Origin of the sequence: Dickeya dadantii NCPPB 898, assembly GCF_000406145.1 — a bacterium.
GTDB classification, from domain to species: domain Bacteria; phylum Pseudomonadota; class Gammaproteobacteria; order Enterobacterales; family Enterobacteriaceae; genus Dickeya; species Dickeya dadantii.
In genome coordinates this window covers 4,613,618-4,637,600 of the sequence record NZ_CM001976.1, presented here as the reverse complement: position 1 = coordinate 4,637,600, position 23,983 = coordinate 4,613,618, and the positions used below count along the sequence as shown (strand labels likewise).

General features: G+C 53.7%; 21 protein-coding genes and 1 pseudogene. 4 read left to right on the top strand and 18 right to left on the bottom strand.

Annotated features, from left to right (window positions below):
• Positions 1 to 7: 7 nt before the first annotated feature.
• From DDA898_RS20855 to DDA898_RS20795, 13 genes are all read right to left on the bottom strand, one after another.
• On the bottom strand, positions 8 to 865 hold the full coding sequence (locus DDA898_RS20855) for a hypothetical protein (RefSeq protein WP_038912260.1): 858 nt from the start codon (positions 863 to 865) through the stop codon (positions 8 to 10).
• Entirely contained in the window at positions 849 to 1,985 is a 1,137-nt protein-coding gene (locus tag DDA898_RS20850; protein ID WP_038912259.1) for an acyl-CoA dehydrogenase family protein, read from the bottom strand. Before DDA898_RS20850 ends, DDA898_RS20855 begins: the two co-directional genes overlap by 17 nt.
• 100 nt (positions 1,986 to 2,085) lie before the next feature.
• A complete protein-coding gene (locus tag DDA898_RS20845) occupies positions 2,086 to 3,009 on the bottom strand; it encodes a 3-oxoacyl-[acyl-carrier-protein] synthase III C-terminal domain-containing protein (RefSeq protein WP_038912258.1) in 924 nt (307 codons plus the stop codon).
• A gap of 230 nt (positions 3,010 to 3,239) precedes the next feature.
• Entirely contained in the window at positions 3,240 to 3,752 is a 513-nt protein-coding gene (locus DDA898_RS20840; protein ID WP_038912257.1) for a hypothetical protein, read from the bottom strand.
• A 1-nt stretch (position 3,753) separates the two neighbouring features.
• Complete coding sequence (locus DDA898_RS20835) at positions 3,754 to 4,887, bottom strand: acyl-CoA dehydrogenase family protein (protein ID WP_038912256.1); 1,134 nt, start codon at positions 4,885 to 4,887, stop codon at positions 3,754 to 3,756.
• Entirely contained in the window at positions 4,884 to 5,315 is a 432-nt protein-coding gene (locus DDA898_RS20830; RefSeq protein WP_038912255.1) for a VOC family protein, read from the bottom strand. Before DDA898_RS20830 ends, DDA898_RS20835 begins: the two co-directional genes overlap by 4 nt.
• 97 nt (positions 5,316 to 5,412) lie before the next feature.
• Positions 5,413 to 6,936 carry an AMP-binding protein gene (locus DDA898_RS20825; RefSeq protein WP_038912254.1) on the bottom strand — a complete coding sequence of 508 codons (1,524 nt, stop codon included), beginning with the start codon at positions 6,934 to 6,936 and terminating at the stop codon, positions 5,413 to 5,415.
• The gene (locus DDA898_RS20820; protein WP_038912253.1) at positions 6,917 to 8,461 is read right to left on the bottom strand and encodes an AMP-binding protein; all 1,545 of its coding nucleotides are present in this window, start codon (positions 8,459 to 8,461) and stop codon (positions 6,917 to 6,919) included. The genes DDA898_RS20825 and DDA898_RS20820 overlap by 20 nt, the downstream gene beginning before the upstream one ends.
• On the bottom strand, positions 8,458 to 8,766 hold the full coding sequence (locus DDA898_RS20815) for an acyl carrier protein (RefSeq protein WP_033112149.1): 309 nt from the start codon (positions 8,764 to 8,766) through the stop codon (positions 8,458 to 8,460). Before DDA898_RS20815 ends, DDA898_RS20820 begins: the two co-directional genes overlap by 4 nt.
• Before the next feature lie 5 nt (positions 8,767 to 8,771).
• Entirely contained in the window at positions 8,772 to 10,355 is a 1,584-nt protein-coding gene (locus tag DDA898_RS20810; protein WP_038912251.1) for a class I adenylate-forming enzyme family protein, read from the bottom strand.
• A gap of 12 nt (positions 10,356 to 10,367) precedes the next feature.
• Positions 10,368 to 11,279: a hypothetical protein gene (locus DDA898_RS20805; protein WP_038912250.1), complete on the bottom strand. Its 912-nt coding sequence runs from the start codon at positions 11,277 to 11,279 to the stop codon at positions 10,368 to 10,370.
• Positions 11,276 to 12,598 (bottom strand): type III PLP-dependent enzyme, encoded by a 1,323-nt coding sequence (locus DDA898_RS20800; RefSeq protein ID WP_038912249.1) that lies wholly within the window; start codon positions 12,596 to 12,598, stop codon positions 11,276 to 11,278. Before DDA898_RS20800 ends, DDA898_RS20805 begins: the two co-directional genes overlap by 4 nt.
• The gene (locus DDA898_RS20795) at positions 12,591 to 12,902 is read right to left on the bottom strand and encodes a hypothetical protein (RefSeq protein WP_033112148.1); all 312 of its coding nucleotides are present in this window, start codon (positions 12,900 to 12,902) and stop codon (positions 12,591 to 12,593) included. The genes DDA898_RS20800 and DDA898_RS20795 overlap by 8 nt, the downstream gene beginning before the upstream one ends.
• Before the next feature lie 745 nt (positions 12,903 to 13,647).
• On the opposite strand from DDA898_RS20795, the gene DDA898_RS20790 reads away from it, so the two are divergent.
• Positions 13,648 to 14,400, top strand: coding sequence for a helix-turn-helix transcriptional regulator (locus DDA898_RS20790; protein WP_038902354.1), 753 nt, complete (start codon positions 13,648 to 13,650; stop codon positions 14,398 to 14,400).
• On the opposite strand, the gene DDA898_RS20785 is transcribed toward DDA898_RS20790, so the two are convergent.
• Positions 14,366 to 15,004, bottom strand: a complete 639-nt coding sequence (locus DDA898_RS20785; protein ID WP_038912247.1) for an acyl-homoserine-lactone synthase — start codon at positions 15,002 to 15,004, stop codon at positions 14,366 to 14,368. The genes DDA898_RS20790 and DDA898_RS20785 overlap by 35 nt on opposite strands.
• Positions 15,005 to 15,571: 567 nt before the next feature.
• On the opposite strand from DDA898_RS20785, the gene DDA898_RS20780 reads away from it, so the two are divergent.
• Both DDA898_RS20780 and bhsA read left to right on the top strand, forming a co-directional pair.
• Positions 15,572 to 18,259, top strand: coding sequence for a fibronectin type III domain-containing protein (locus tag DDA898_RS20780; protein ID WP_236616689.1), 2,688 nt, complete (start codon positions 15,572 to 15,574; stop codon positions 18,257 to 18,259).
• A 413-nt stretch (positions 18,260 to 18,672) separates the two neighbouring features.
• The gene (gene bhsA / locus DDA898_RS20775; protein ID WP_081639271.1) at positions 18,673 to 18,918 is read left to right on the top strand and encodes a multiple stress resistance protein BhsA; all 246 of its coding nucleotides are present in this window, start codon (positions 18,673 to 18,675) and stop codon (positions 18,916 to 18,918) included.
• A 138-nt stretch (positions 18,919 to 19,056) separates the two neighbouring features.
• On the opposite strand, the gene DDA898_RS20770 is transcribed toward bhsA, so the two are convergent.
• Positions 19,057 to 19,275, bottom strand: coding sequence for a DUF7661 family protein (locus DDA898_RS20770; protein ID WP_033112147.1), 219 nt, complete (start codon positions 19,273 to 19,275; stop codon positions 19,057 to 19,059).
• A 330-nt stretch (positions 19,276 to 19,605) separates the two neighbouring features.
• On the opposite strand from DDA898_RS20770, the pseudogene DDA898_RS22625 reads away from it, so the two are divergent.
• Positions 19,606 to 19,989, top strand: a pseudogene (locus tag DDA898_RS22625) (type VI secretion system PAAR protein); the annotation flags it as partial.
• Positions 19,990 to 20,226: 237 nt separating this feature from the next.
• Here DDA898_RS22625 and DDA898_RS20760 read toward each other — a convergent pair.
• The 3 genes from DDA898_RS20760 to DDA898_RS20750 all read right to left on the bottom strand — a co-directional run bounded on the left by DDA898_RS20760 (position 20,227) and on the right by DDA898_RS20750 (position 23,875).
• Positions 20,227 to 21,156, bottom strand: a complete 930-nt coding sequence (locus DDA898_RS20760; RefSeq protein WP_038912246.1) for a hypothetical protein — start codon at positions 21,154 to 21,156, stop codon at positions 20,227 to 20,229.
• Positions 21,157 to 21,228: 72 nt separating this feature from the next.
• Positions 21,229 to 21,585 carry a hypothetical protein gene (locus tag DDA898_RS20755; RefSeq protein WP_038912245.1) on the bottom strand — a complete coding sequence of 119 codons (357 nt, stop codon included), beginning with the start codon at positions 21,583 to 21,585 and terminating at the stop codon, positions 21,229 to 21,231.
• Entirely contained in the window at positions 21,575 to 23,875 is a 2,301-nt protein-coding gene (locus DDA898_RS20750; RefSeq protein WP_050570297.1) for a DUF8812 domain-containing protein, read from the bottom strand. The genes DDA898_RS20755 and DDA898_RS20750 overlap by 11 nt, the downstream gene beginning before the upstream one ends.
• Between the last annotated feature and the right edge of the window lie 108 nt (positions 23,876 to 23,983).

Here is a 23,983-nt window from a genome sequence, read left to right as displayed (position 1 = left end):
TCCCCCATTATTCCATCCCTTGTAATGCGACTGCGCTGAGCGTGTCCTGATAATGAACCAGCAGCAGGTAGTCACGGCCGGGCTGGTAATTTTCCGCCAGCGCCACAAACGGCGCGGCGCATACCAGATGCGGGTTGGTGGCGATACCGGTCAGCGTCGGCGGCAGCGCCGCCAGCAGTAACGGCTCCGCTACCACGCATAAGCGGTCTTGCCGCAGGGCAAAGCGCTGGCATAACTGGGCCACGGTTTGCGCCAGGGTGTCGGCCGCGGGTTGAGGATGGCGACAGAACCCCTGATAGCGCAGCGGCCGCTCGTGGCAACTGACGGAAAACAGACAGGCGTTGTTTTCCGGGGCGAGCGATTCAAGCAGGGTGGAGTGATACGGCAGGTTGCTCTGGTCGGCGATCAGCAACAGCGAGTCATGGTCATCTTCCAACTGGCAATTGGCGATGCTGGAGAGCGCGAACAACGCCGCGTCCGGCCCGCGATCACTGATGGTCAACGCCAGACAGGCCGGCAACCTGAGCGATTCGATGACATAGTTGATCACCGAACTGCCAAGATGTAAGTCCGGCGTCCAGTGCGCCATCAGCACGCTGTCGATATGCGACAGATCGTTTCTGGCCCGATAAACGGGCAGCAACTGGCCGATCATGTTGATGAACGATGTCAGGTCGCTGGTCCGGCTGCTGGATTGCAGGTTAGCCATCCTATCATGCCAGTCAAGACCGTTGCTGGCGAAGAACCGGGTGGCGTAGCTGTGCCAGTAATACTCCTGCGCCGGGCTGATCGCCTGCCGCGGCATGCTGGCGGGCGAGGCAAAGCGGCGGTGCAGTATCGACCGTGGGTCAAGATACGTGGGCACAGACGCCTCCCTTGGCAGTGTAACAACGGAAACTGTTCATCAGATGGATATTGGCGGTGCCTTCCATGTATTCGAACGCCAGCGCATCGCGACAGCGACGGCGCAACGGCGCGTCTTCCAGCCACGTTTGCTCGCCCAGCAGATGCGGCATCCGGTGCGCCACCGTTTCCACGAACAGGGTACAGCGCCGTTTCAACTGGCTGGTGATGTGGTATTGCGGCTGGCCGGACTGGTAGCGCGCGGCGGTTTCCGACAGTTGCTGCCGCAGCAGATGGTAAGTACGCCACTGCTGGGCGCGCCAGCGCTGTTGTTCGGCGTTCAGCCCGGTGTCGTCCAGCACGCGCAGCAGCCCGTAGGCGGTGCCGAGCGCCATGGCGCTGACCATCGGACGGTGGCGTTCAAACACCTGTCCCAGCGCGGTCAGCCCCTGGTTCAGCCCTTTGCGGTGATAGCCCAGAATGCGATCCGGCGTGACCGGCAGCCCGTTGATCTCGATTTCCGTCAGGTTAGAACCCTGTAGTCCGAACTGTTCAAGCGGCGTGATCGTCATGTGAGAAGCGGCCTGTTCGGGCTCCACCATCACCAGCCGCTGGAGGTTGCCTTCGCGGGCGAAGACCAGCCCGACGGACGCCAGTTGCGCGCCGCCGATGAATTTCTTGCGGGCGTGCAGCACATAGCCGTTATCGGTCGGCGTCAGTGAAGAAGCGATCGATTGCGTATCGGAGCCGACTTCAGGTTCGGTGACGGCAAAAAACGCCCAGCAAGGCGGCTGGTTAAAGCGGGAGAAGAAGAAGGCCTGCTGCTCCGGCGTGCCCAGCATCGTGACTGCTCGCGCCGACAGCGAAGCGCCGGGCAACATCATCAGACCGCTGGCGTCGAAGCGGCTGAGGTACTCCAGCATATCGATGTGATCGCTATAGTGGCAGGCCTGATAGTCCCACCCCCGAAACGGAATGAATTCGGGCGGAATGCCAATGTAGGCGATGGTATAAAGCAACTCATCCTCAAGACAGGATAACGCCCGGCTACGATCGGATTCTACCTGACTGGCCGCCTGCCGTAATTTTTCGCCCAGTGCATCCAATTCTTTTAATACATTACTGAACGTAAGAGCCTTCATGATCTGTCCTGTTAGTCGAGTCGCAAAAAATACCATTCGCACGATAATTATGTACCTTATCGGGAATAGTTGTGGTGTATTGCCCGATATTGCGTTTTGGTTAAATCTTGATCAGTAACGATGAGTAGGTCGCGCCCAGCCCCACGCTGACCAGCAGCACGGTATCGCCTTTGCGCAGCCGCTGCTGTTGCTGCAACTGGCGCAGGTTGATAAACGGGTCGGCGCCAAAGCAGTGACCATAGCGCGGGACGTTTTCCAGAAAGATTTTCTCCCGTGGAAAATTCATCAACTGCGCCAGACGGTGCCACGACGAGATATTGACGTTATGAGGGGCGATCCAGGCAATACAATCAATGGTTACGCCGGCTTTGTCCAGCGCTGCCTGCAGGTGTTGGCGGGTAAAATCAATATAATGCTGCCCAAAGTCGGAGATTTCGTGCTCGTCGGCGCCTTTCTGGATACTAAAGCGCCCATCCTGACCGGTGTAACGGCTGAGGATCGCCGGGCCGTCGCCCTGACGGCTCAACAGTACCGCGCAGGCGGCCTCGCCCATCAGAGTGGTGTCTTTGATCAGTCTGACCCTGGGGTGAAAGGCTTTCTCGCCGATCAGTATCAGGCCGAAGTCGTCGGGCGAAAGCTGTTTTAGCAACCATTCCGCCGCGGTGAGCGGGGTGGCGCAGTGCCCCATGGTCAGGCTGGCGAATTCGGTCCGGGGTGAAAAGCGATTCAACCAGGAGGGTGTCTGGCTCGCGGTTTCGAACACTCGCACGCAAGGCACGGTATGGCAGTGCGCGACATGGCTGATGGCGGCGAAAGCCTGCGGCCGGTTGTGCCGCATCTGGTCGACAACCGGCGTCAGCAGTTCGTCCAGCGTGCCGGGGCCGCCGTGAAAACGGCGTAGCCCGTAAAAACGGTCAAACATGCGCACATCAAGCCGGGTCATGCCGACTTCCTGCGCGACCTCGTCCAGTGATTGTACTTCAGGCGGAAACGCGACTTCTATCGCCTCAAGGTGTCCTAGCACAAGCGCACTCCTGACGGTTAACGGGATGAAAAAGGGCGAACGGCGTGTCCGGCGTCATGGTATGGGGTGTTTCATAAATAGCATGGGTGTTTCATAAAGAGTATGGAGTGTTCCATAAATAGTATGGAGCGTTTCATCAATAGCTGGAGCGTCATCAATAGCTGGAGCGTCATCAATAGCTGGAGCGTCATCAAGAGCCTGTGCTGCTTCATGGTAGCGGTGCGACGGGGCTAGCGCGGGTGAAGCCGGCAGTAACGGTAGACGACCGGCGCAGCGTCGGCGCAGGGACTGATACGGCGCAGCGGGTCGCTCAGATAAAGCACCGCGCCATCGTGGCCCAGCAGTGTACTGGCTAAATCACGTTCGGCCTGGATCCGCCCTTGCGCCTTGATCCCCAGACTGTGATGAAAACCCGGCGCGGCATAGAGCAGGCTTTGCAGCAGCGGGGTGCGGAACTGGAGCGGCGCGCCGCAATACTCGTACAACAGGACGCTATTGGCATGGCTGGCGCAAAAATGGCGGCAGAGCGCGATGATGTCGGCGGCATGCAGACCGAATTCGTCGCTGTGGACGGGCTCATGCAAAAACCAGGGAATGTCGGGGTCGGCATGATTGAGGGCAAACCAGGGCGACAACAGGGCATGCTGCTGTGCCGTCAACGGGGTGGCGCGGGTTTCCACCGCCAGACTGCCGGTTTCCTGCACTATCGAACGGCTAACGGGGGCCAACGCCGGGTATGCCATGTTACATCCCCCGATAACCGTGGTTAATCAGGTGGATAAAGGTGGTGCCTTCGGTGTATTCGAAGGCTTTCACGTCGCGCCAGGTTTTCGCCAGACGCGGATATTCACCCAGCGCGGCGGGCGGCGCATGATGAATGACGGCCATCACCACTTGCTCGGCCACACGGGTGGCGGTGATTTTCGCCAGCCCGGCGTCGCGCCCGCAGGTTTCTCCTTGCTCAAAACGTTTGCAGACCATCCGGGCCTGCGACATGGCCGCCTGCAACTGTCGCCGGGCTTTCAGCAACCAGGCGGCGCGAGGAGTGGCCCAGCGCTGCTGCAGGGCGAGATCGAGCGCGGAACGGGCGACGCCGAGCGCAATCGCGCCGACGCAAGGGCGCAGCGAGTCGAAGGTGACCATCGCCGAGCGGGCAAAACGCTCGGTCGGCCTCAGGTGCTGACCCAGCAGCGCGCTGTCCGGCACGAACAGATCCCGGAACGTCAGATGCGATACATTGCAGCCTGGCACGCCGTTGATCGGGATACGTTCGGCGAACACGCCATCCTGATGGCGCGGCGCAAAGGTGAAGACATTGATGCCGAGCGGGCCGGACGTGGTGCGGGCAAACAGCACGCCGGTGTCGGCAATGACGCCATTGCCGATCAGATATTTCTCGCCGTTGATCAGCCAGCCGCCGTCCACCTTGATGGCGCTGGTCTGGATTTGCTGTGCATCGCTGCCCACCTCCGGCTCGGTCATGGCAAAACAGCTCCAGGTCAGCTCGCGGCTAAACTGGGAGAAGAACGCATCCCGTTGTTCCAGACTGCCCATGTTTTCCACCACCAGCGCCGCCATGCCTGGCCCCGGCGCGGCGAACAGCAGGTTGGGGTCAATGTAGCCAAACGATTCGTAGGCTTCGCAGCGCAGGGCCAAAGGCAGCGAGCGCAGGGCGACGCCCTCCTCCTCCAGCCAACAAGTCGGCCGGTAGTCGGTCGGCACGCCCAGCGTATTGAGCATCGGCGCCAGTGAATACTGCGCGGTAAGGCGCGCTTTCTCCGGAGCGATATCTATTTGCCCGCCAAGATGGCGCCCTTCGGACAGGGTGTCTTCAATCAGGTGTTTCAGGGGCGCAAGGAAAAGGGCGTAATCATTCACGCGGTTTCTCCTTGTGCGATCAGACTGGTGCTGCCGGACATGATCTCCATGATGCCTGCCTCCGGTTTATACAGGTGGCTGGCCAGCGGCCCCTGCGGGTAGGCATGAAACGGGCGCGTCAGCGCCAGCCAGCCGTCGTCGCGCAGCTGTTGATATCTTTTATTGAAATCATCCACTTCAAAGCAGATGTGGTAGGGCAGGCAATCCTTATTCTCTTTGTCCAGCATGCCGCTCAGCAGCCGGTTTTCCGGCAGCGGCTCCACCAGTTCAATCTGCATGTCGTGGTGGGTCGTGTTCATGAAGGTGACGTAAATCTGCTGCGCGCTGACTTTTTTGCGGTGCACGGTGATCTGCGGGAAAAAGGTCGCCATGGCTGCAATAGTGGCATCGCTATTCCTGACGATGTATCCGAGATGGCTGAATTTCATGACTTTTCCCCCGTCAATACCGTTTGTACCAGACTACCGGCGACAGCGGTTTTTTTTTATGCCTGCTTGCAGGTCGTACCGCTATTTTGGGGAAGTGTTACTTCGACACGGCTCCCACGTCGGTTTCGCCTTGCCGCATCAGCGCCTGGCGGTCGGTTTTGCCGTGCAGCGTCAGCGGAAACGGGCCGGTGAAGCGGATCACGCGCGGCACCATGTAAGCGGGCAGCCGCTGCGCCAGCGAGCGCCGCAGGCCGTCGCGATGGGCAGGGGTGTCGATGTTCAAATGGACGCATAACACTAGTTCAGTTACGACGTTATTGTTTTTTTCTATGAAAACCGCTGATTGTTTTACCTGATCGCATTGGCCGGCGGCTTTCTCGATTTCGGCCAGATCGATTCGATTACCGTGCCATTTAATTTGACTATCCTTGCGCCCCTGAATGAACAGTTGCCCCTGCTCGTCCAGATAGCCGATATCGCCGGTACGGTAATAACGTTCATTGTCCTGATAACCAAAGGCCTGATTGGCGGGCAGATCATGTGGTAAATAACCCGCACCGACCTGGGGACCCAGAAGGACAATTTCGCCGTGGCAACCAGCCGGAAGTGGTTTTTTCCATTCATCCCAGACCACAATGCGGTTTGTGCCTTGCGGTCGTCCTAATGGCAAAGCGCATATTGTTTTGGCGTCAAGAATGGGGGGTAAACATAAGGAGTGGGTGACACAGGTCGTTTCGGTGGGACCATATGCGTGCCGAATCTCCGCCTGGGGAAAACGGGTTTGCAATGTTTGCACCAATGAAGGTGAAACCGGTTCTCCAGCAACGAAAATTACGCGTAGTTCAGGTAGACTTTTGGCGTTGAATTGGCGATCCATACACATAATGTCCAAAAAGCTGGGTGTAGAAAACCAACTGCTTGCTTTTACTGCGGATTCGGTGAGCAACTGCAGGTTCTTGCGGGGGAGGATATTATGAGCATGATTGAGCATCAGGACCGGTTTGCCTGCAGCCAGTGAGGGGAAAAGGTCCATAATACCCATATCGAAAGACAGACAGGCATGATTAACGTGGCCGCCGGGGAAGCGTTCCGACTGAAGACTGGGGATATACCAGTCAGAAAATGCAGCAAAGTTCCCATAACTGATCTTTACCCCTTTCGGTTCGCCAGTGCTGCCGGAGGTGGTCAGGATATAAAAGAGTTGTTCTGGTGAAGGGATAACCGCCGGGAGTAGGTGGCTACTGTCTGCCAGACTGGTAGTGATGATGGTCGGTGCCGGCAATGAGGGAAATGAGGTTCGCGGTTCACATGTCAGCAGTACCAGATCTATCTGAACTATTGCGGCGATCCGTTCAATACGGGCGGCCGGGTTGGCGATATCGGCAAAGGTGAACGGAATGGCTTCAAACGCGCAGGCCAGCATGGCGGCGGCGGCGTCCAACTGCTTGTGGCCGTAAATCATCACGCAGCGCGGCGTGTGTCGGCGCAGCGCCTGGCGTATGCCTTCTACCCGACGTCCTAGCTGCGCAAAGGTATAGCTGCCGCTGTCGTTGACGAGGGCGAGATGCTGCGGGTTTTCCCGCATTTGTGTCTGAATCGGATTAAGAACTGACGAAAACATAGCGTTTGCCTTTGTCGAGCGCCTGCTGGACGACACGCTGTCGGTCCAGCTTGCTGTTGTGGTTGAGCGCGGCATCGCCCACTGGATACCAGAATTTGGGCACCATATACAGCGGGAAGTAGCGGCGCAGATAAGCCGCCAGCGCCGGGAAAATATCCGTCTGGCCGGACAGGATAAACGCCTGCAATCCCTGCGGCGTGCCGTGCAGCAGCCATGGGGTGACGATGGCGTCCTGTACCTGCGGGTGTTCCCGCAGCGTGTTTTCGATGTCGCTGAGGACGATACGGTAGCCCTGGATTTTCAGTTCGCTGTCTTCCCGGCCATGAAAATAAAGCAGGTTGTTGCGTAGCGAACCGATGTCGCCGGTGCGGTAGCTGCGGGTACCGTCTGGCTCAATGACGAAACGCGCCTGCTGGGCGGGCGGCGCGTTCAGGTAGCCTTCGCTAACCGCCGGGCCGACGATAACGATTTCCCCGCGTTCGCTGTCTGCCGGGGCGTTGATGCGCAGTTCGACGCCGGGGCGCACATAACCCAGCGGCAGCGGCGCGTCGTCATCCAGCATGGCGGGGGTGACGTCGCAGGCGGTGACGGCGACCGTGCACTCCGTCGGGCCGTACGTATTAACGATGCGGCAGCCGGGAAAGGCTCGCCACAGGGTGCTGACGATCTCTTTCGTCAACACTTCACCGCAAGAGATGAACGTGCTCAGCCACGGCAGGTTTTGCTGACTAAATTCTCTATCTTTCAGATAGCAACGGAGCAATGATGGTGTGCTGACCCAGGTTTGTAGCCGGGCGTCGGCATGGCGGGCGATCATCTTGCGGGTATTGATGATGTCGCGGTAATCCAGTATCGAGAGTGGCTGGCAGTAATACCAGGCCAACCACAGTTCATACTGTGATGCGTCAAAGGAGTATCGATTATTACTGGTTATTGTACCTTGTATGGGGAATATTTCGGTAAGCCAGCGTACAAAGTGTGCCAGATTGGCGTAGCTCACCTGGATGCCTTTAGGCGCGCCGGTGGTGCCGGAGGAAAACAGGATGTAGGCTATGCCGCTGATTGTGTCCCGGCCGAACGCCAGCCCCATCTGGTGGCAATGGTCTGCCAGCCGGGGAGCGGGCATATCACATAATGCCGTTGAAACCGTCAGCGCGGGTATGCCGATATCCGGCGCCGCCTGCCCGGTGGCGTTGAGTAGCAGCCCGGCCTGAATACCGCCGGCGATAAAGCGCAGGCGCTCGTCGCTGTTGTCGGTTTCCACCGGCGCTACCGGATGGCCGGTCAGCAGGCAGGCCCACCAGGCGATCAGGCAGGCAGGATGTTTATGGCCGTACAGCAGCACCGGCGCGCGCTGGCGATGCCCGCTGGCTTCATGCTGCGCCTGCAACCGCTCCGCCAGCGCCAGCGCCCCCTGATAAAGCTGGTGATAGGTCAGGTCACCTTCGGTGTGATGACAGGCGGGAGTGTGTACGCCGTCAAACCGGGCGAACACGGTGATCAGATACTGCCACGACGCGATCATGCACAAGGGACGTCATGCTCCAACTGTGAGTGAATGAAACGGCCGAGCGAGTCGATGGTGCTGATCTGCTGGCTGTCCAGCGTCACCGGGTTGATGGAAAACCCTTCGATCATCTCTTCCAGATACATCATCAGCTCGATGAAAATGCCGCTCTTGAACCCTAAATCCCGCTCCAGATCGGTATGCGGGTGCAGTTCCGACAGGTCGTCGGTTTCCAGCACCATGCCGATCGCCGTGGCGATCTTCTGGTAGTAAAAATCCGGGCGATAGCCGGCGTTGGACGCGTAATCGGTATTGAATGACATCGACGTTACTCCATTAGACCGTGCTGCGGGCAAACCTGAGCCGTTGCGCCCGCCGTCAGTTGTTCTCGCAACAGCGAGCGGTTGATCTTGCCGTTATGGTTCAGCGGCAGCTGCGATATGAGCCGGAAGCGGTGCGGCACCATGTGCGACTCCATCTGGGTTTTGCTCCAGCGCGACAGCGCCTTTTCGTTGAGATCGCCGCGGGTAACCACGCAGGCGATGATTTCGTCGCCGTAAATCGGGTGCGGCACGCCGAGCACCACCGCCTGCGCGACCTGCGGATGGCGGTTGAGCACCGCTTCCACCTCTTTCGGCGCCACTTTTTCGCCGCAGTTTTTCAGCATTTCGTCCCGGCGGCCGACGAAATAGAGCAATCCTTGTTCATCCAACCGGCAGATGTCGCCGGTGTACAGCACCCGTTCGCCCGGCAGCAGACCGGGGCGCAGCTTTTCGGCGCTCTTCTCTTCATTGCGCCAGTAGCCGCACATGACGGTCGCGCCGCGGATCACCAGTTCGCCGGTGGCGTTGCGGGTATGGCGCTGGCCGTTGTCGTCCACCACCCACAGTTCGGTGTTGGGAATGGCGATGCCGACGCTCTGCGGGTGGGTGGCGAGGTATTCCGGCGGCAGGTAAGTGCAGCGGTGGCACTCGGTCAGCCCGTACATCGAGTAGATGCGCGCCTGCGGAAAGATGGTACGCAACTGATCGATATCGCCGGCATGCAGCGCGGCGGCGGTGTTGGTCACGGTACGGATGGTGCCGAAGTTATAGCGGGACGCCAGCGGCGCGATCAGGCGCAGCATGGTCGGCACGATCGGCAATACGGTGGCGCGCAGGGTGACCATGCGCTGCAACGACAGCAGCGGACGCCGGAAATCCGGCTCTACGATCAGCGTACACTGCGCCAGCGCCGACATGATCACCTGATACAGGCCGTAATCGAAGCTCATCGGGATCATCGACATGATGCGGTCGTCGCCGCGCAGTTGCAGGTAACCGGCCACCGAGCCAGCGGCGGTAATCATATTGCGTCGGCTAAGCATCACCCCTTTGGGATGGCCGGTCGAGCCGGAGGTGTAGATAATGCAGGCCAGATCGAGGTCGATGCCCGTTGCCTGCCGGTCGCGCTCGACGGAGATGCGATACGGTTCTCCCGCCAGCACGGCCGCCACATCATTGCTGAAACAGACGCGGGTATGACGATTGTATTGCTGCCAGTGCTCGCTTGCCTGAGCGATGCCGATTTCGTCTTTCAGGATGCGATTGGCAATCAGTAACCGGCAGCCGGCGTTGTCCACCAGCCAGCTCAGCTTGCTGGCTTTGGTGTCCGGGCTCAGTGGAATAAAGATCGCCCCCAGATACTGCAACGCCCAGAAATAGAGCACGAACGTCAGTGAGTTCGGCATACAGACGATCACCCGGTCGCCTTTTTCCACCCCGTTTTCTCGCAGGTAGTCCGCCAGTTGCCGGGCCTGCAGACGCAGCATAAACCAGCTGACCTCGCGGTCGGTGTCGATGATCGCGGTTTTGTTGGCGGCTTCTTTGGCTGCTCGGTCAAGCCAGGCGGTCAGGTGGGTAATGTTCGTCATGGAGCATCCTTCTCAGGTACGGGGAGGGCAAGTGAAAGGCCCGTCGTGGCAAGGCTGGTAGCGCAACACACAGGCGGTAAGGTGACGCGATTCCGGCACCGTCAGCAGATAACGCCGGCCCGGCTGCGCATGGTGTTTCAGGTATACGAACGGGGCGGCGCACAGTAACGACTCCGCCACGGCCGCAGTCTGGTGTTCGGGGAACGCGCCCTGTAGTTCCGCCGCCAGCGACGGGGTGCTCAGCAGCGTCAGCGTGTCCGCCGCGGGCAGGCGCGAGAGCAATTGCCGCATGGCTCCGATCGGGTCGCCGCTTTCGGCGTAAGGTTGGCGATAATACCCTTCAAATATCAGCCCGCTGGCCTGCTGGGGCGGGCGTTTTTCTATCCGCATCAGGCAACAGTTCTTTTGGGGACGCAACTGCGCCAGCCGTTCGCTGGGGTAAGGCGCCACGTCCTGATCGGCAATCATCAGCAACGCCTCGCGCCGGTTTTCATCGCTGGCCAGATAGTCGTCGATGGCGTGCAGCGCAAACAGCGGCGCCGCCAGCCCGCGCTCCGACACCGACAGCCCGAACGCCTGTCGGGCGTCGCAGGCATGGATCAGCGCGTTGGATACCGCGCAACCGAGGGTGCTGTCGGGCGTCCAATGAGCGAACATCACCAGATCAAGCTGCTGCAGCGTATGACGCGCCTGCAATTCGGGCAGCAGCGCCTGCATCATCGCGGTAAACGTATGGCGGCCGCTGTTGAGCCAGCGGGTCAGCAGGGCGTCGTCCGGTTCCTGGGGGTCGTCGTGAGAACGGAAAAAAGCGCGCAGGTAATCCGCCATCAAAGCCTGACTGGGATGTGGGGCCAGCAACGCGGCCTCGCTTTCGGGCGCAAAAGCGCGCCATACCAGGTCATCCGGCTGGATACACAACGTCATGGCGTATCCCCGCAGAGGTCGACCGGCTGTTGCCGGGCCAGCAGTTGTTCCGTGGTTTCCGGCTGGCGTATCAGCGTGAGGCGTCGACCGTCCACCATCACTTCCACCGGGTAACCGAAACTGAGGAACGAACCCGGCGACGCGGTTAGCCCGTAAGCGCCGGAGTGGGTGATGCCGATCAGGTCGTCGACCTCCAGCGTTGGTAGCAGCACATTGTCGCCCAGCAGATCGGTGGGCGTGCAAAGCGGTCCGCTGACCTGATAAGGCTGCAACGGCCGCCCCTGGTTGTCGCCCAGCCGCAACAACGGAAAGTTTTTGCGCAGCATGCTGTTCAGGCCGGCCGCCGCACTGTGGCAATTGGCGCCGCCGTCACAGACGGCGAACGTTTTCCCGCCGGCGGTTTTCAGGGTGTTGACCCGGGTGACGAACAGGCCGGCTTCCGCCACCAGATAACGTCCCAGTTCGATGATGATTTGCGTGTCGGCGGCCCGGCGGCGGAAATCCGCCACGATCGACGCGATGGCCGCGCCTAACGCCGGCAGATCCAACGGCGTTTCCTTCGGAAAATAGGGTACGCCGAAACCGCCGCCGACATCGACGAAATCCAGCGTTAACCGGTGCGTGTTGCGGAGATCCAGCGCCAGTTGCAGAATATTACGGGTGTTGTCGGCGATGGCCTGCGCATTGAGGATTCGGGTACCCAGATAAACATGAAAACCGCGCAGGGAAATGGAAGGCCAGCGGTGCAGGCTGACCAGCACGGTATGCAGGGTATCCCGCGTCATGCCGAACTGGGTAGGTTTGCCGCTCATCACCAGCCGGGCGTGCGCGCTGCTGAAATCCGGATTGATGCGCAGCGCCACCGTCTGCACGGTATTGGCCCGTGCGGCCAGCCGGTTGAGGTTATCCAGCTCTGTTACCGACTCCACCACAATTGCCTGGATGCCGCAGTCAATGGCGAGTTTCAGCGCCGGCAGAGATTTGCCCGGCCCGACATACAGGATGTGCTGCGGTGAGACGCCTGCCGCCAACGCGGTTTTCAGCTCGGCTGGCGAGCAGACCTCACACCCCGCCCCCTGTTCCGCCAACGCTCTAACCACCGAAAGATTAGGATTGGCTTTCAAAGAATAATAAATTGCGGTTCCGGTTGGCAGTTGCTGGCGGAGCTGCTGAAGCTGGCGGCGTAGCTGACGGGCGCTGTAAACATAGAAAGGCGTGCCGATGCGGTCGGCAATATTGGCAACAGGAATCTCTTCTACATAGCCGTTGGCGAACAGCGAACCCGCCTCAGCAGCAACGGGAGGGGTGGGGTCAGCCATGGCGAAGCCGCTCGCGCAGGAAGCGCGTCAGACTGGTCAGATTCTGGAACGCATCAAAAACGCGGTCGTCCGTCAGGTCGAACAAATCGCCGCTCAGGTTATAGGCCGCTTCGCAGTGGTCGCTGAGCATGGCGATCAGGGTGACGATATTGATGGAGTCCAGCCGCCCCTCTTCACCGAACAAGGGGGCTCCCTGAAAGATCTCGGCGATACGGCCGTTATCGACGCCAATCGCGCTGAGTTTGTCGCGCAGGAGGGTATGCAAGGTGTCATCATCATGATGAATAATTACCGAATAATCCATTCTACTCCCCTTATCTGTCTCTTTGACGGGAGTATAACCAGCGTTATTCAGGCGTTTTGTTTGAAATTGCACGCCAGCCGATGTGGGAGGAGTAATACCGTCAGATCGGCGGTAAAATCGGTGTAGTTTATTCTGATAGCGGCGTTATCACGTTTTTTATCCGAATGTTTCCATCATCAACATTCTGCGGGGAGCGCGTGCGCGATATAACAGGATGTGATCCGGGTATTCCGTCAGATACAGAACAGACAAAAGGGATATTTGAGGGAATGGCAAGGTGCCGGGCGAAAATAAGCAGAGGAAGAAAATGACCTTTCTCTCTCCTGCGAATCGTGGAGGATAACACAAGAGAGAGAAGGGCTAACAATACAGCGTTATTGCCCGCCATACTTAGGATGACAGATAGGTTGGCCGCCTGCATTCATCCCCGTCGCTGACTTATGCCAGCTTTCGGTGATTCACTGGGGGGCCGCGTTACCTGGCTCATAATGAGCCTTGTCCTGCTACCCGAATTATTTAAGGCATAGAAATAATAAACTAACGGATATTTCCCTGGTGTGCGCCAATTTGGCTTTCCGATCTTTAAAGCGGATCAGATGTTTTTATTTTTGTGTTGATGTTATTTTTTGAAAATTCTAAGGATTTTGTATCGGGAAAGATAGTTAGACTTAGGTATAGGTTGATACTATACTTTCGTGCCGTTATGGTCAGGCTGGGCTGTCGCACGCGATTTTGGGAGAGTTGGATGTCTATATCATTCTCTAACGTTGACTTCATCAATAGCACAATACAAAGCTATCTTAACAGAAAGTTAAAAAGCTATGGCGACCCCAAGTACGCCTATTTGATCATGAACAAGAAGAAACCGACGGACGTTGTGATCATCTCCAACTATCCGACGGAGTGGGTTGATATTTACAGAAATAATAACTATCAGCATATTGACCCGGTAATTCTGACCGCTATCAACAAAATTTCCCCTTTCTCCTGGGATGATGATCTGGTCATCAGTTCAAAATTGAAGTTTTCCAGAATATTCAATCTCTCCAAAGATTACGACATTGTTAATGGTTATACCTTTGTATTGCACGATCCGGGTAACAACCTGGCCGCCTTGTCTTTTATGATTGAAGAGCACCGCAGCGAAGAACTGGAAGAAATTATTCAGAATAATAAAGATAAATTGCAAATGCTGTTGATTTCAGCGCATGAAAAACTCACCTCTCTGTACCGAGAGATGAGCAGAAACAGAAACAACAGCAAGTCGCAGGAAGCCGATCTTTTCTCACAAAGAGAAAACGAAATTCTCTACTGGGCGAGTATGGGAAAAACCTATCAGGAGATTGCGCTTATTCTCGGTATCACCACCAGTACAGTAAAATTTCATATCGGCAACGTTGTGAAAAAACTGGGCGTGCTGAATGCCAAGCATGCTATCCGGCTCGGCGTTGAAATGAACCTGATCAAGCCAGTGGGACCAGCAAAGGCAAGGTCGTAAGCTGCTCGGATTCGGCGTTGGTTATCCGTGTAATGCGCTCGATCAGCGCGTATCGGCTTTCATCGTCAGTGGGCAGATGCAGCAGATAAATTTTCTCCTGTTTTTCTGATAACCCCTGCTGAATGATGGAAATGCGCCAGCCTGAACGTTTTAACAAGGTCAGCATCGGGTGGCTGACAATCGTGAATATCCCATCATAATGATATTTTCTGGCGTAATTGATCATGGCAAGAAATAATGTCAGGCAAGCTGGATTACGGGTGCCAATCAAATTTCTCACCCGATCGCGGTCGACGAAAAATCGGCTGGATTCAATATAATTCCCTTCGGGAATGTTGAGGCCGTCGAAATAAGAGAAAAATGTGCCAGTAATCATGTTGGGATATTTCATTTCTATAAATCTGACACTACAAATGATTTTTCCTTCCTTGACACCTAACAAGTAGGTGGTATGTTCATTATCGTACTCGTCAAATTCCATCCCGTTAATACAGTTGACGGTCCAGTCCAGACGGTCCTTAAATGTCCCTTTGCGTAGTGCAAACACCTCATCTAGCTTGTTATTTGACATTAAGCTAAAACTCACATCAAATATTTCTAACATATTTCCCCCTGTCATCACTTTTATGTCTTTTTACGCAAAACTCACCTGGTGGGGATATATGTTAACGTTTTTACCGCTTGCTTTTCCAGCGTGATTATTTGCATTCATTTAAGGAAAGTTTATTTTCATTAGTTGACATATTATTTCCTTTTCTATCCTCATTATGGCCGCTGCCAGCAGAGCAATCCCCTCTGTTGTCGTGATAAAACCCATCAGGAGGTCTGATGTGATTAACGGTCACGCGCCGTCTGGTCGGTGTTTTTCGGGCATAAAGCGCCGGTATGATTAATTGGCGGACAGGGTTGTTGCCATAAATACTGACGCCGATCCGACAGAGGAGCGCGATGTGTTGTAATCCCGACTTTTCTACATGCTGTTTCCACCTGACGACGTCGGCTTAGGGTATGTAGACGACGCGTGGGAAGGTGATACTAAAAAAGTATCAATAGCGTCGAGAAACTATGGTTAATTGATGGAAGTATTAGTGTGGTAATGATGTATTCGTTTTGTCATTGTCATCTGATAGGACTGCACGGATGATAAAAAACTGGAAAAAGGGACTGACCTATGCAGAAAAACACGGTGTTCAGACCGGCGTGGCTGGTTGCGCTGGCGCTGGCGGCTACAACGGCAAATCATGCGGCCATTGCCGCCGAGAGTTCGGGTTCAGGAGCCACGTCGTCATCAGCCGCGGCTACGGCGGTTGGGACGATTGATCAGGTTTCGTTTGGCGACAGCGCGTCGGAGAAAAGCCATAGTCTGATCGAAAATAATAGCCAGACGCTCTCCGGTGGGCTGGGCGAATCCGCCCGTAAATTACTGCCGCTCAGCCCGGCAGGCGTGTATGGCGGCAGCCTGACGGTTACCCTGCGGGTGGATCCGCTGCGCCGTAACTACGTTTCCGTCAAGCTGTGGGGTGAAGATGACGGTAACTACGATACTGGTCGCCTTTACTTGTATATCGTCAGGGATGGCGTTGATTATCAGGTCGGCTACCGTCACGAAGGCGACTATGCGCCGCTCAGCGTCACCCACTGGAATAAGCCGTTGCCAGGGCGCTTCTTCTACTCAACCACCTTGCTGCCTTACGCGATGACCAAAGGCAGCAGTAGCGTTACCCTGAAAATTGTGTCCACCGGCCGTCTCTATCCGTTCGGCAACGGCGGCCCGGATGCCAGCAATCCGTATCAGTACGCGATGAACGTGCCGAGCCGCGGGATTTACCGGGCTTACACCCATGTTGAGCCATTCCTTGATGTTTCGGGCGAAAGGCAGGGCAGTGCGCCGGCGGTCAGCACCCGTCCTTCCCCGGGCGATGAGATGCTGGGCGCGAACGGTTCGTTCCGCGTTGCCATCAATAACCGTATCACCAGCCTGCTTGGCAAGGAGCCGACAACCGCGAATCTTTCCGGCGGAGATTTGCGGTATCTCGCTCATGCGTACGCCATTCCGGAACTGAAAAGCTACCAAAATCCGGCGGTGGTGAGCCAGGTCGTCGCCACACTGGATGCTTACGCCGCGCAATACTATGCCGACAACAACACCGTGAAAAATTGGGGGGGAAATTTTGGCTCGCAGGGGCAGGCGATCTATTACCTGCGCGAGATGCTGACTGCCGATATCCTCAATGCCTCAGTCAGCTATGGTGCCGCCGGTACTAAAAAACGCCGTATCGCCTGGGCCGACATGCTGTTTGCCAGCCGTGAATACGGCCGGTTGCAAAATCGCCTGAGGTTGAGCAACCAGAACCTGATAGCCAATACCAACATCTACTTCGCCAACAAAGGCATGCTGGTACTGAAAGATTCGCGCGCTTTTCCGGAGGAAACCGCGCAGCGCTATATCAAGGAAGCTGTCGGGCTTTTACCGTGGAGCGGTGATGATAAGGCGGACAGTAATGGCAATGGCCTGCCGGATGATGGCGGTTGGAAACCGTTTGGCAGCAACTACTATCAGGTCACCGACAAAGGCCAGACCCGCGAGTGGGGCTATGTCGGCGCGGGGTATGGGGAAGTGCAGTCGTATCTGGCGGAATATTATCGTGTCACCGGTAATGAGGATTTCCGCACGCAGATGGTGAAAATGACCAAAGCGCGCGCGCCGTTCCGCCGTCCGGCGATTGAAATCAGTAATGGCGCCACCTACCGTTCGATGGAAGCGATTGGCCTGCTGGCCTGGCGCGGCGCGCATGAAAGCGACGGCAATTTCGCCGGTTACATCGCTTATGCCGACGCGGTGAATACCAACGAACGCGCTAAGGCGTTGCGTGTCGCCGCCGCCAGCAAAGATGCGACGCTCATGGGTTACGCCAGACAAATGCTGGACGATAATCAGTTTTTCGCCAATCTGGCCGGGTCGGAGTCCGCGTTTGAAGCGCTGGACGTATTCGCCGATTATCAGACGATCAAAGCGGCGAGCGACAGCGGTGTGCGTCTGCCGATGACGGACGGGCAGCCTGACTTTGCCTGGGTGGATGAAGAGAACGCTATCGCCGCGATCAAAAAAGGAGATGAACGCCTGTGGCTGAGCGCTTACTGGGAGGCGAAAGCGGGGACGGGCATCAACGGTCTGGCGCGCTTCCACTTTAGTACGTCCGGCTATGACCAATACGGCGTACTGGAAACCACGCCAATCTTCCGAGCGACCTCGGTGTATGCGCGCCCCAACATCATCGATATGCCGGAGAAAACCCCTTACACGCCGCCTAATCCGCCGGATAACGCCTATGCCGGCGAGCTGCTGCCGCTGGGGTCGACGCCGACCGATGCGTCCAGCGACGATCCGTTCCGCGGTAAGGCCGATTTTTACGCTTTGCGTTTCGGCCACTATCTGATGGGGATTAACGCCAACGCCAGCAATAGCTACGTGCTGAAAACACCGGTCGGTTTCAACGCGGCGGAAGATCTGGTTTCGCAGCGAACGCAATCGGGCGATGTGACCGTGGGGCCGCGTGCCAGCGTGGTGCTCTATCTGGATGGCACCCGTGATGCCAAACCGGTGCCCGGCACGCCGCTGTACCTGAAAGCGCACAGCAGCAACGGCGTCACCGGGCTATCCTGGACGGCGGCATCCGGCGCCGAGCGCTACAAAATATTACGTGCCACCGGTGAAAACGGTGATTACCGGACGATCGCCACCGTTAGCGCTAACGCCTACAGCGACAGTTCAAAAGTACCGGCTGGCGGCTACTACTACCGGGTTGTTGCCGTGAACGGCAATGGTGAAAGCTACCCATCAATGTGGAGTCATCCCTGATAAAACAGCGCCGGCGACGGTTGCCTGACAGGGCGTGATCTCCCGCCACACGTGTCTGGTCTGACGGCTGGCGCGTGTGGCGTTTTACTCTTGCTGCCTTTCCGCATGTTCATGCGTATACCCGCTGATTTCCCGCTCTTCCCGGTGCGTTCCATAAATTGCATGTTTTTCCGGGGCGTTTTCCTGAGCCGACTGGCTTTTGATAACGCCAGAATGCGTTTGCCGGCCCATCCGAAAAAATTCGCGAGAGTGGATATCGGTAATCTATTGAATACCTTATTTTTTCATATTACTGACATAAGAGTGTGATATGGATCGCACTTTTTGTGAAGTGGGGTATAGTTACTGTGGTGATAATTGACTTGTCATTTACAAACGCCCTCAACAACGAAAACGTAAAAAAGGAAGCTATCATGAACATGAAAACTGTCTTTACCGCCATCGCACTGAGCACACTGTCTGTCGGCGCTTTTGCTGCAACGGAAATCCAGTACCCGCAGGGTCAGGAAGTCGGCAGCATCTCCGCCAGCGCCAGCACGCTCGATAGTCTGCAGGCTCAACTGGCCGCTAAAGCCGATGCCGCCGGCGCCAAATCGTTCCAGATCACGTCCGTTCAGGGTGACGACACGCTGCACGGCAACGCGGTTCTGTATAAATAACGTGTTTGATGAGGTTGGGGACCGTACCCCTCGCCCACCCTCAATCATCATGAATAATCCCCCTCCTTGTGTCTGTCTTATGCTGTTGTTAACCGGGTTTCGACCCGGTTTTTTTATGTCGATAAACCGCCAGAAATATTATTCAATCCGGAATATCTGGGGATATTTATCGCTGGCTGCTTCGTGGAAGATATCATCCAGCCAGACAGGAATTTCCTCTTCCGCCACATCATCTGGTATCACCACCTCGTGCAGCGGCGAATACTTTCTTTCATTCAGGTTGACGCGAAATACCAGCCATTGCTGCTGGTGTCGCTTGACTCCAATAATCCGACCAAACACGTTATAAATCAGCATGGGTATTCCTTCTGGATATGATGGGCGTGATGTCGTCAAGATTTAGTGTTTTTATCTCGTTTTAACAAGGGAAATTACGTAGCGAAAAAACGAGCGCTGCATTGATACCGGAGAGCCGGGCGCTTTAACGTATTTGAACGACAGCGATGGTCTTGAAAACCGGTGATTGGGGTGACCGACATCAATGATGGGTTGCGACGTGGGGTGTAGGGTTATCACGGCATAATGATCGTCAAAAGGTAGTGTACAGGTTGTCATATCATCACCGCAGCGTAGTAGATCTGTATGTCAGGTTAAACAATATCAATCAAGTAAAGGAAGGAGCGTAACATGCCAGGAGCGGCTCGCTTAAATGACATCGGAAGTGGACATGATTGCTTTCCCGATACTCCGGTAACAGAAGGCAGCGCTGACGTATTGATTAACGGTCTCCCGGCCGCACGCGTTGGTGATACGGTAAAAATGCACGGATGTCCCTGCCCTCAGGGGCCTCATGGTGTGCATGGCAGAAAAATAGCATCAGGATCTTCTACGGTATCGATTAATGGGAAATCTGCCGCGCGAATAGGTGACGACATTGATTGCGGCGGCCTCATTGTTTCCGGTAGCAGCAACGTGATTATCGGCGATACACCTTATAAATCTCCGGTGCAACACTGTGTAGAGGCGGCGGTAAAAAGGCGTGATCCTTTGATCTCTTTTTCAGATATCGTGGAGAATATCGCTCCTCCCCGGTGGAGCCGGTAATCAGTAATACAACGTCTCTGGTGCCAGTGGGTTCTGGCGGTTTTAATATTGCATGTTGATTCGGACCTGTGCACAGAATTAGCACTGCCTGCGCATAAGGTCCACGTTATGTAGATGTGTTATACCTTGATATCATCCATCATTTTGGGTGATTTATTATATCCGAATTTATTTATATTTTAGTCAGCTTAAACGATATCATTACTATAGTTTCAATGTTGAACAGAGCATATTACCATCTGTATTTTTGTTCTTTTCTGAAACATACCTGACTCGACACCATTTATCATCATCCTTAATTGACAGTAAGGTAATATCATCCCCTTTTATTAGGTAAGAGTTTTTGGGGTTTTTGTTTTCATCATAGAAAAAAGATTTATCTGATTTTACCTTAAATGTTGGGTATTTTTCACAATCATTAGATTTTTTTTCATCTTCTACCACGATAGGTATCAATGATATTTGATCATCCTTATTTTTTTCTGCTTTGATATGGGCATTGTCCGCAGCTTTTGAGTTATATTCTAGCCACGTATTTTTATTGTATGACTGGCATTGCCCATGTTTATCAGTGAATAATATTTGGTATTCATCGTTTAGCATGGCACTTTTATTTTTATATATTTTATAAATTAAACTATCTTTCCCACGAAAGAGAGTTAATGGAATGTAAGTTGTTTTTCCATTTAAAAAATAGGATGTATCTACCGTGTCAATATTATTTGATACATCATTAATTTGTTTTTCAACAAGTTCAATATAATCATCTGAAACCGGTGTGTTTAACCCGCACAAGCCTTCTTTCGAAGCAACACCGTTTTGTTTGCTTTTTATATCGACATATAGACAGTCTGCATAAAAATTACCGTTTTTAAATTGCAATGTCATATAAGCGGTATAGTCATGCAAAGAACGGGCTGAAACAATAATTGATGGTTGATTATTAAAGAATCCAAACGAAACAGCAGGATTACCGGTATAACTCTCTTCAAAACTTAAAACTCCTTTTTCCTTCCCACTTACTGCATAGATTTCTCCTTTATTTTTATCGTAGCCGTAAGTAATGTTCGATTCGTCAGCTATTGTTGCATTATTGATTAGTAAGCATAATAAGCATGCTGCTTTTATTTTCATGATTGGTATCCTCAATACTTAAATGCGTTTATACTGGTGCTGACTAATTTTTATTATTTTGTTAATCTTAAATTAGGGAAGTATACTGTCAAAGTACTTTATTTCATCCAGGTAATTTTCGACGAGGCAATTGTTCATCTTAGTGGTTTCTGCATCTGTTCCTTTAGATTCAGAAATTTCAAACTGGCATTTTTTTTCTATTGTTAAATCCCAAGATTTTCTCAGCTCCAAAATTAATCTTTTCTTTTCTGGGTTATCTTCAATGGCTTTTTTGATAGCCTGATCCAAGTTTTTTATGGTGGTTATTTTATCGTTTTGGGATTCAGTGTTTATTCTTCCCAATTCATTGCTTTCCTTTTCAGAAAAGGCTGCAAAGCACTGAGTTGCGAAAATAACTGATAAGAAATATGTTAAATGTTTAACTTTCATAATATTTTACCCTCTTTTTGAATCTATCATCTGGTACGTTTAGCCAATATGCTCTATTAGATAAAATTCGACCAAAAGTATTAATGTCACCAGAGTATGCGGCATGCTGTAAGTGAACGCGGGTACTGGGAGTATAATCTCCACGGTAGCGTAGATCTACAAGTAATTCTTTTATTTTTTCTGGTATATCGTTCCATGCTTGCTCTGGTGTGGCATTAGAGTTTGGATGATATCTACGAATGGCTTCTTCCTTCTGACATATTTTCTTTACATCATTCTCCAATCGTTGATATGAGATCATAAATATTTCATATTGTTGTTTTCTTGTGATTTGAAATGTACGAATATTTCTGCTGGCTGACATTAATCTATTCTGCGCATTTGACGAAGACAATCCTTGAGATTCAATTAACCATGTCTTTAGAGGCTCACCAATTCTTGTCTGAGTTAAATCGGTATTAGCAGTAATCTGTTGACCTAAATCATATCCTCGACCAATAGTCACACCCGATGCGCTTCCTGGCCAATGAGCGATTCTGCTAAACCAAGGGCTTTTTTCGTCATCATTACCCTCAACATCAAATGTTAACTGTCCTTTCGGAACTTTTAGCCATTTCAGAGACATGTCATCATCGTTTAACATGTCAATGAACTCCACCGGATGGAAATGCCAAACAGGCTTACCCGATTTAAACTCAGGTACTTCACTCATCCATGCCATATCATCTCGCCATTTTTTCAGATACGGCATCATTTTCGGGTAGCTATCGTTATTAAGAAAAGACTGCCAGTGTTTATGCTTGCTGTCGCCAAACCATTCACTATCATGTTTGACTATCAGCCGACGTACCAGCTCAGGTGCATTATTCTCTCCCGAATGCAGCCCTTCGAAGATACGTCTCTCAAACGCAGCCAGTTCGTATTGTGATAAATTACCGTCATTGTTCTGGTCGATGACTTTCACCAGCTTTTTATACGTCTCGGATCCCTGTTGGCATTCAAACTCGGTATCTCCCCGAATGGATTGTGATACCCAGTCAAAGATGCCTTTTAGAAAGTTTTCTTTTAGCAGGGAACCGAAATCGTCCGTCGATGCTTCTTCCAGCGCAGTAAATCCCAGCTTAGATAAGTCATGTTGGCTTAACTCGTCCACATCTTCGCATTTAATCCAGTTATCAGCTGTGATTTGAAACCACGTTGTACCCTGCGCTTCTATCTGGTTGGTCTTATCGCGAGGTAGAATTCTTCCGGCATTCATGCCTTTGGTCATATCATTTGTTGGTGTGAATGTTGTTTCGGCACCTTCACCGGATCTCTGATATAACGGCTTTCCTTCTTTTATCTTCACAAAAGCCCGACCGGTTTTAATCCCCTTGGGATTAGAGAGAAAACCGGGCATATTGGTATCAACGCTGATGACTTCAATGTGCGAATAAAAGTCTACCTCCACACGATTGGAATCAGATTTGTCGGGAGCGTTATCTTCTGCTAAAAAGCCGATCGCGTCTCCGGCGTTGATCGCAAATGTCTCTTCGGGGATGATCACCGTGTCATATTTCCCCTGCTCAACGGCTTTGGTCATCCATTCCGGCATACGGTGATAGCGAGGGGCAGTTTGTTCGACAAATTTATCTTGCAGAGAAACCCAGAATTTTTCTTCGCTCACTTTCCCGTCTTTCAGGCGCTGTGCCAGCCCGAAAACATCATTACTAGTTTCACGTTCTACTTTGAATGTTTCCTGCTTTGACACCACCAGTAAATCATTTTCTTTGAGTGTGATATTTCCCGCTTTAGGCAATTTTTGCCCGCTGATTTCCCGGCCGTTGTATTCGTTTGTCGGTAAGCTATTTACATTGGGCTTGACACGATAACAATTCATCAGCACCGGGTAGGCAGAAACAGGAGCGAGGTGCATATACAGCGTGTAAAACGTCAACCACGTGCTCTGGTCGTCCGGATTAGGCTTATGTTCCGAACGCACCAGCAGAAATGTGCTGGAATAGCGCAGTTGATATTTGTCATACGGCGCGGTGCAGTAGTTTTTATTGATGCGCCATGCCACCACGTTTCCGCTGGCGATACACTGAAGTGGAACCGCCTTGTCGGCGTTGATTGAAGTCAGTACTGATTCCGGGGCACTCCGGCGGCTGATGTGGATGCCGCCATGCCACTGTCGGTTACTGCTGGCCAGCCACCAGCCATCGGGTTCGTGCCGCAAAACGTTCAGTAACGTCTCCAGGCTGTCGTAATCCTTTCCATCCGCTTTTCGTATCGGATAACACGTATCCATTTTTTCTCCCTTGCACCGCCAATGCGATCGGCCTGATCGCTAACGGTTTCTTCCTGAATGCAAGCGGCTAACATACCCCTTATCTATGGATCATGCCAGATGATTGCC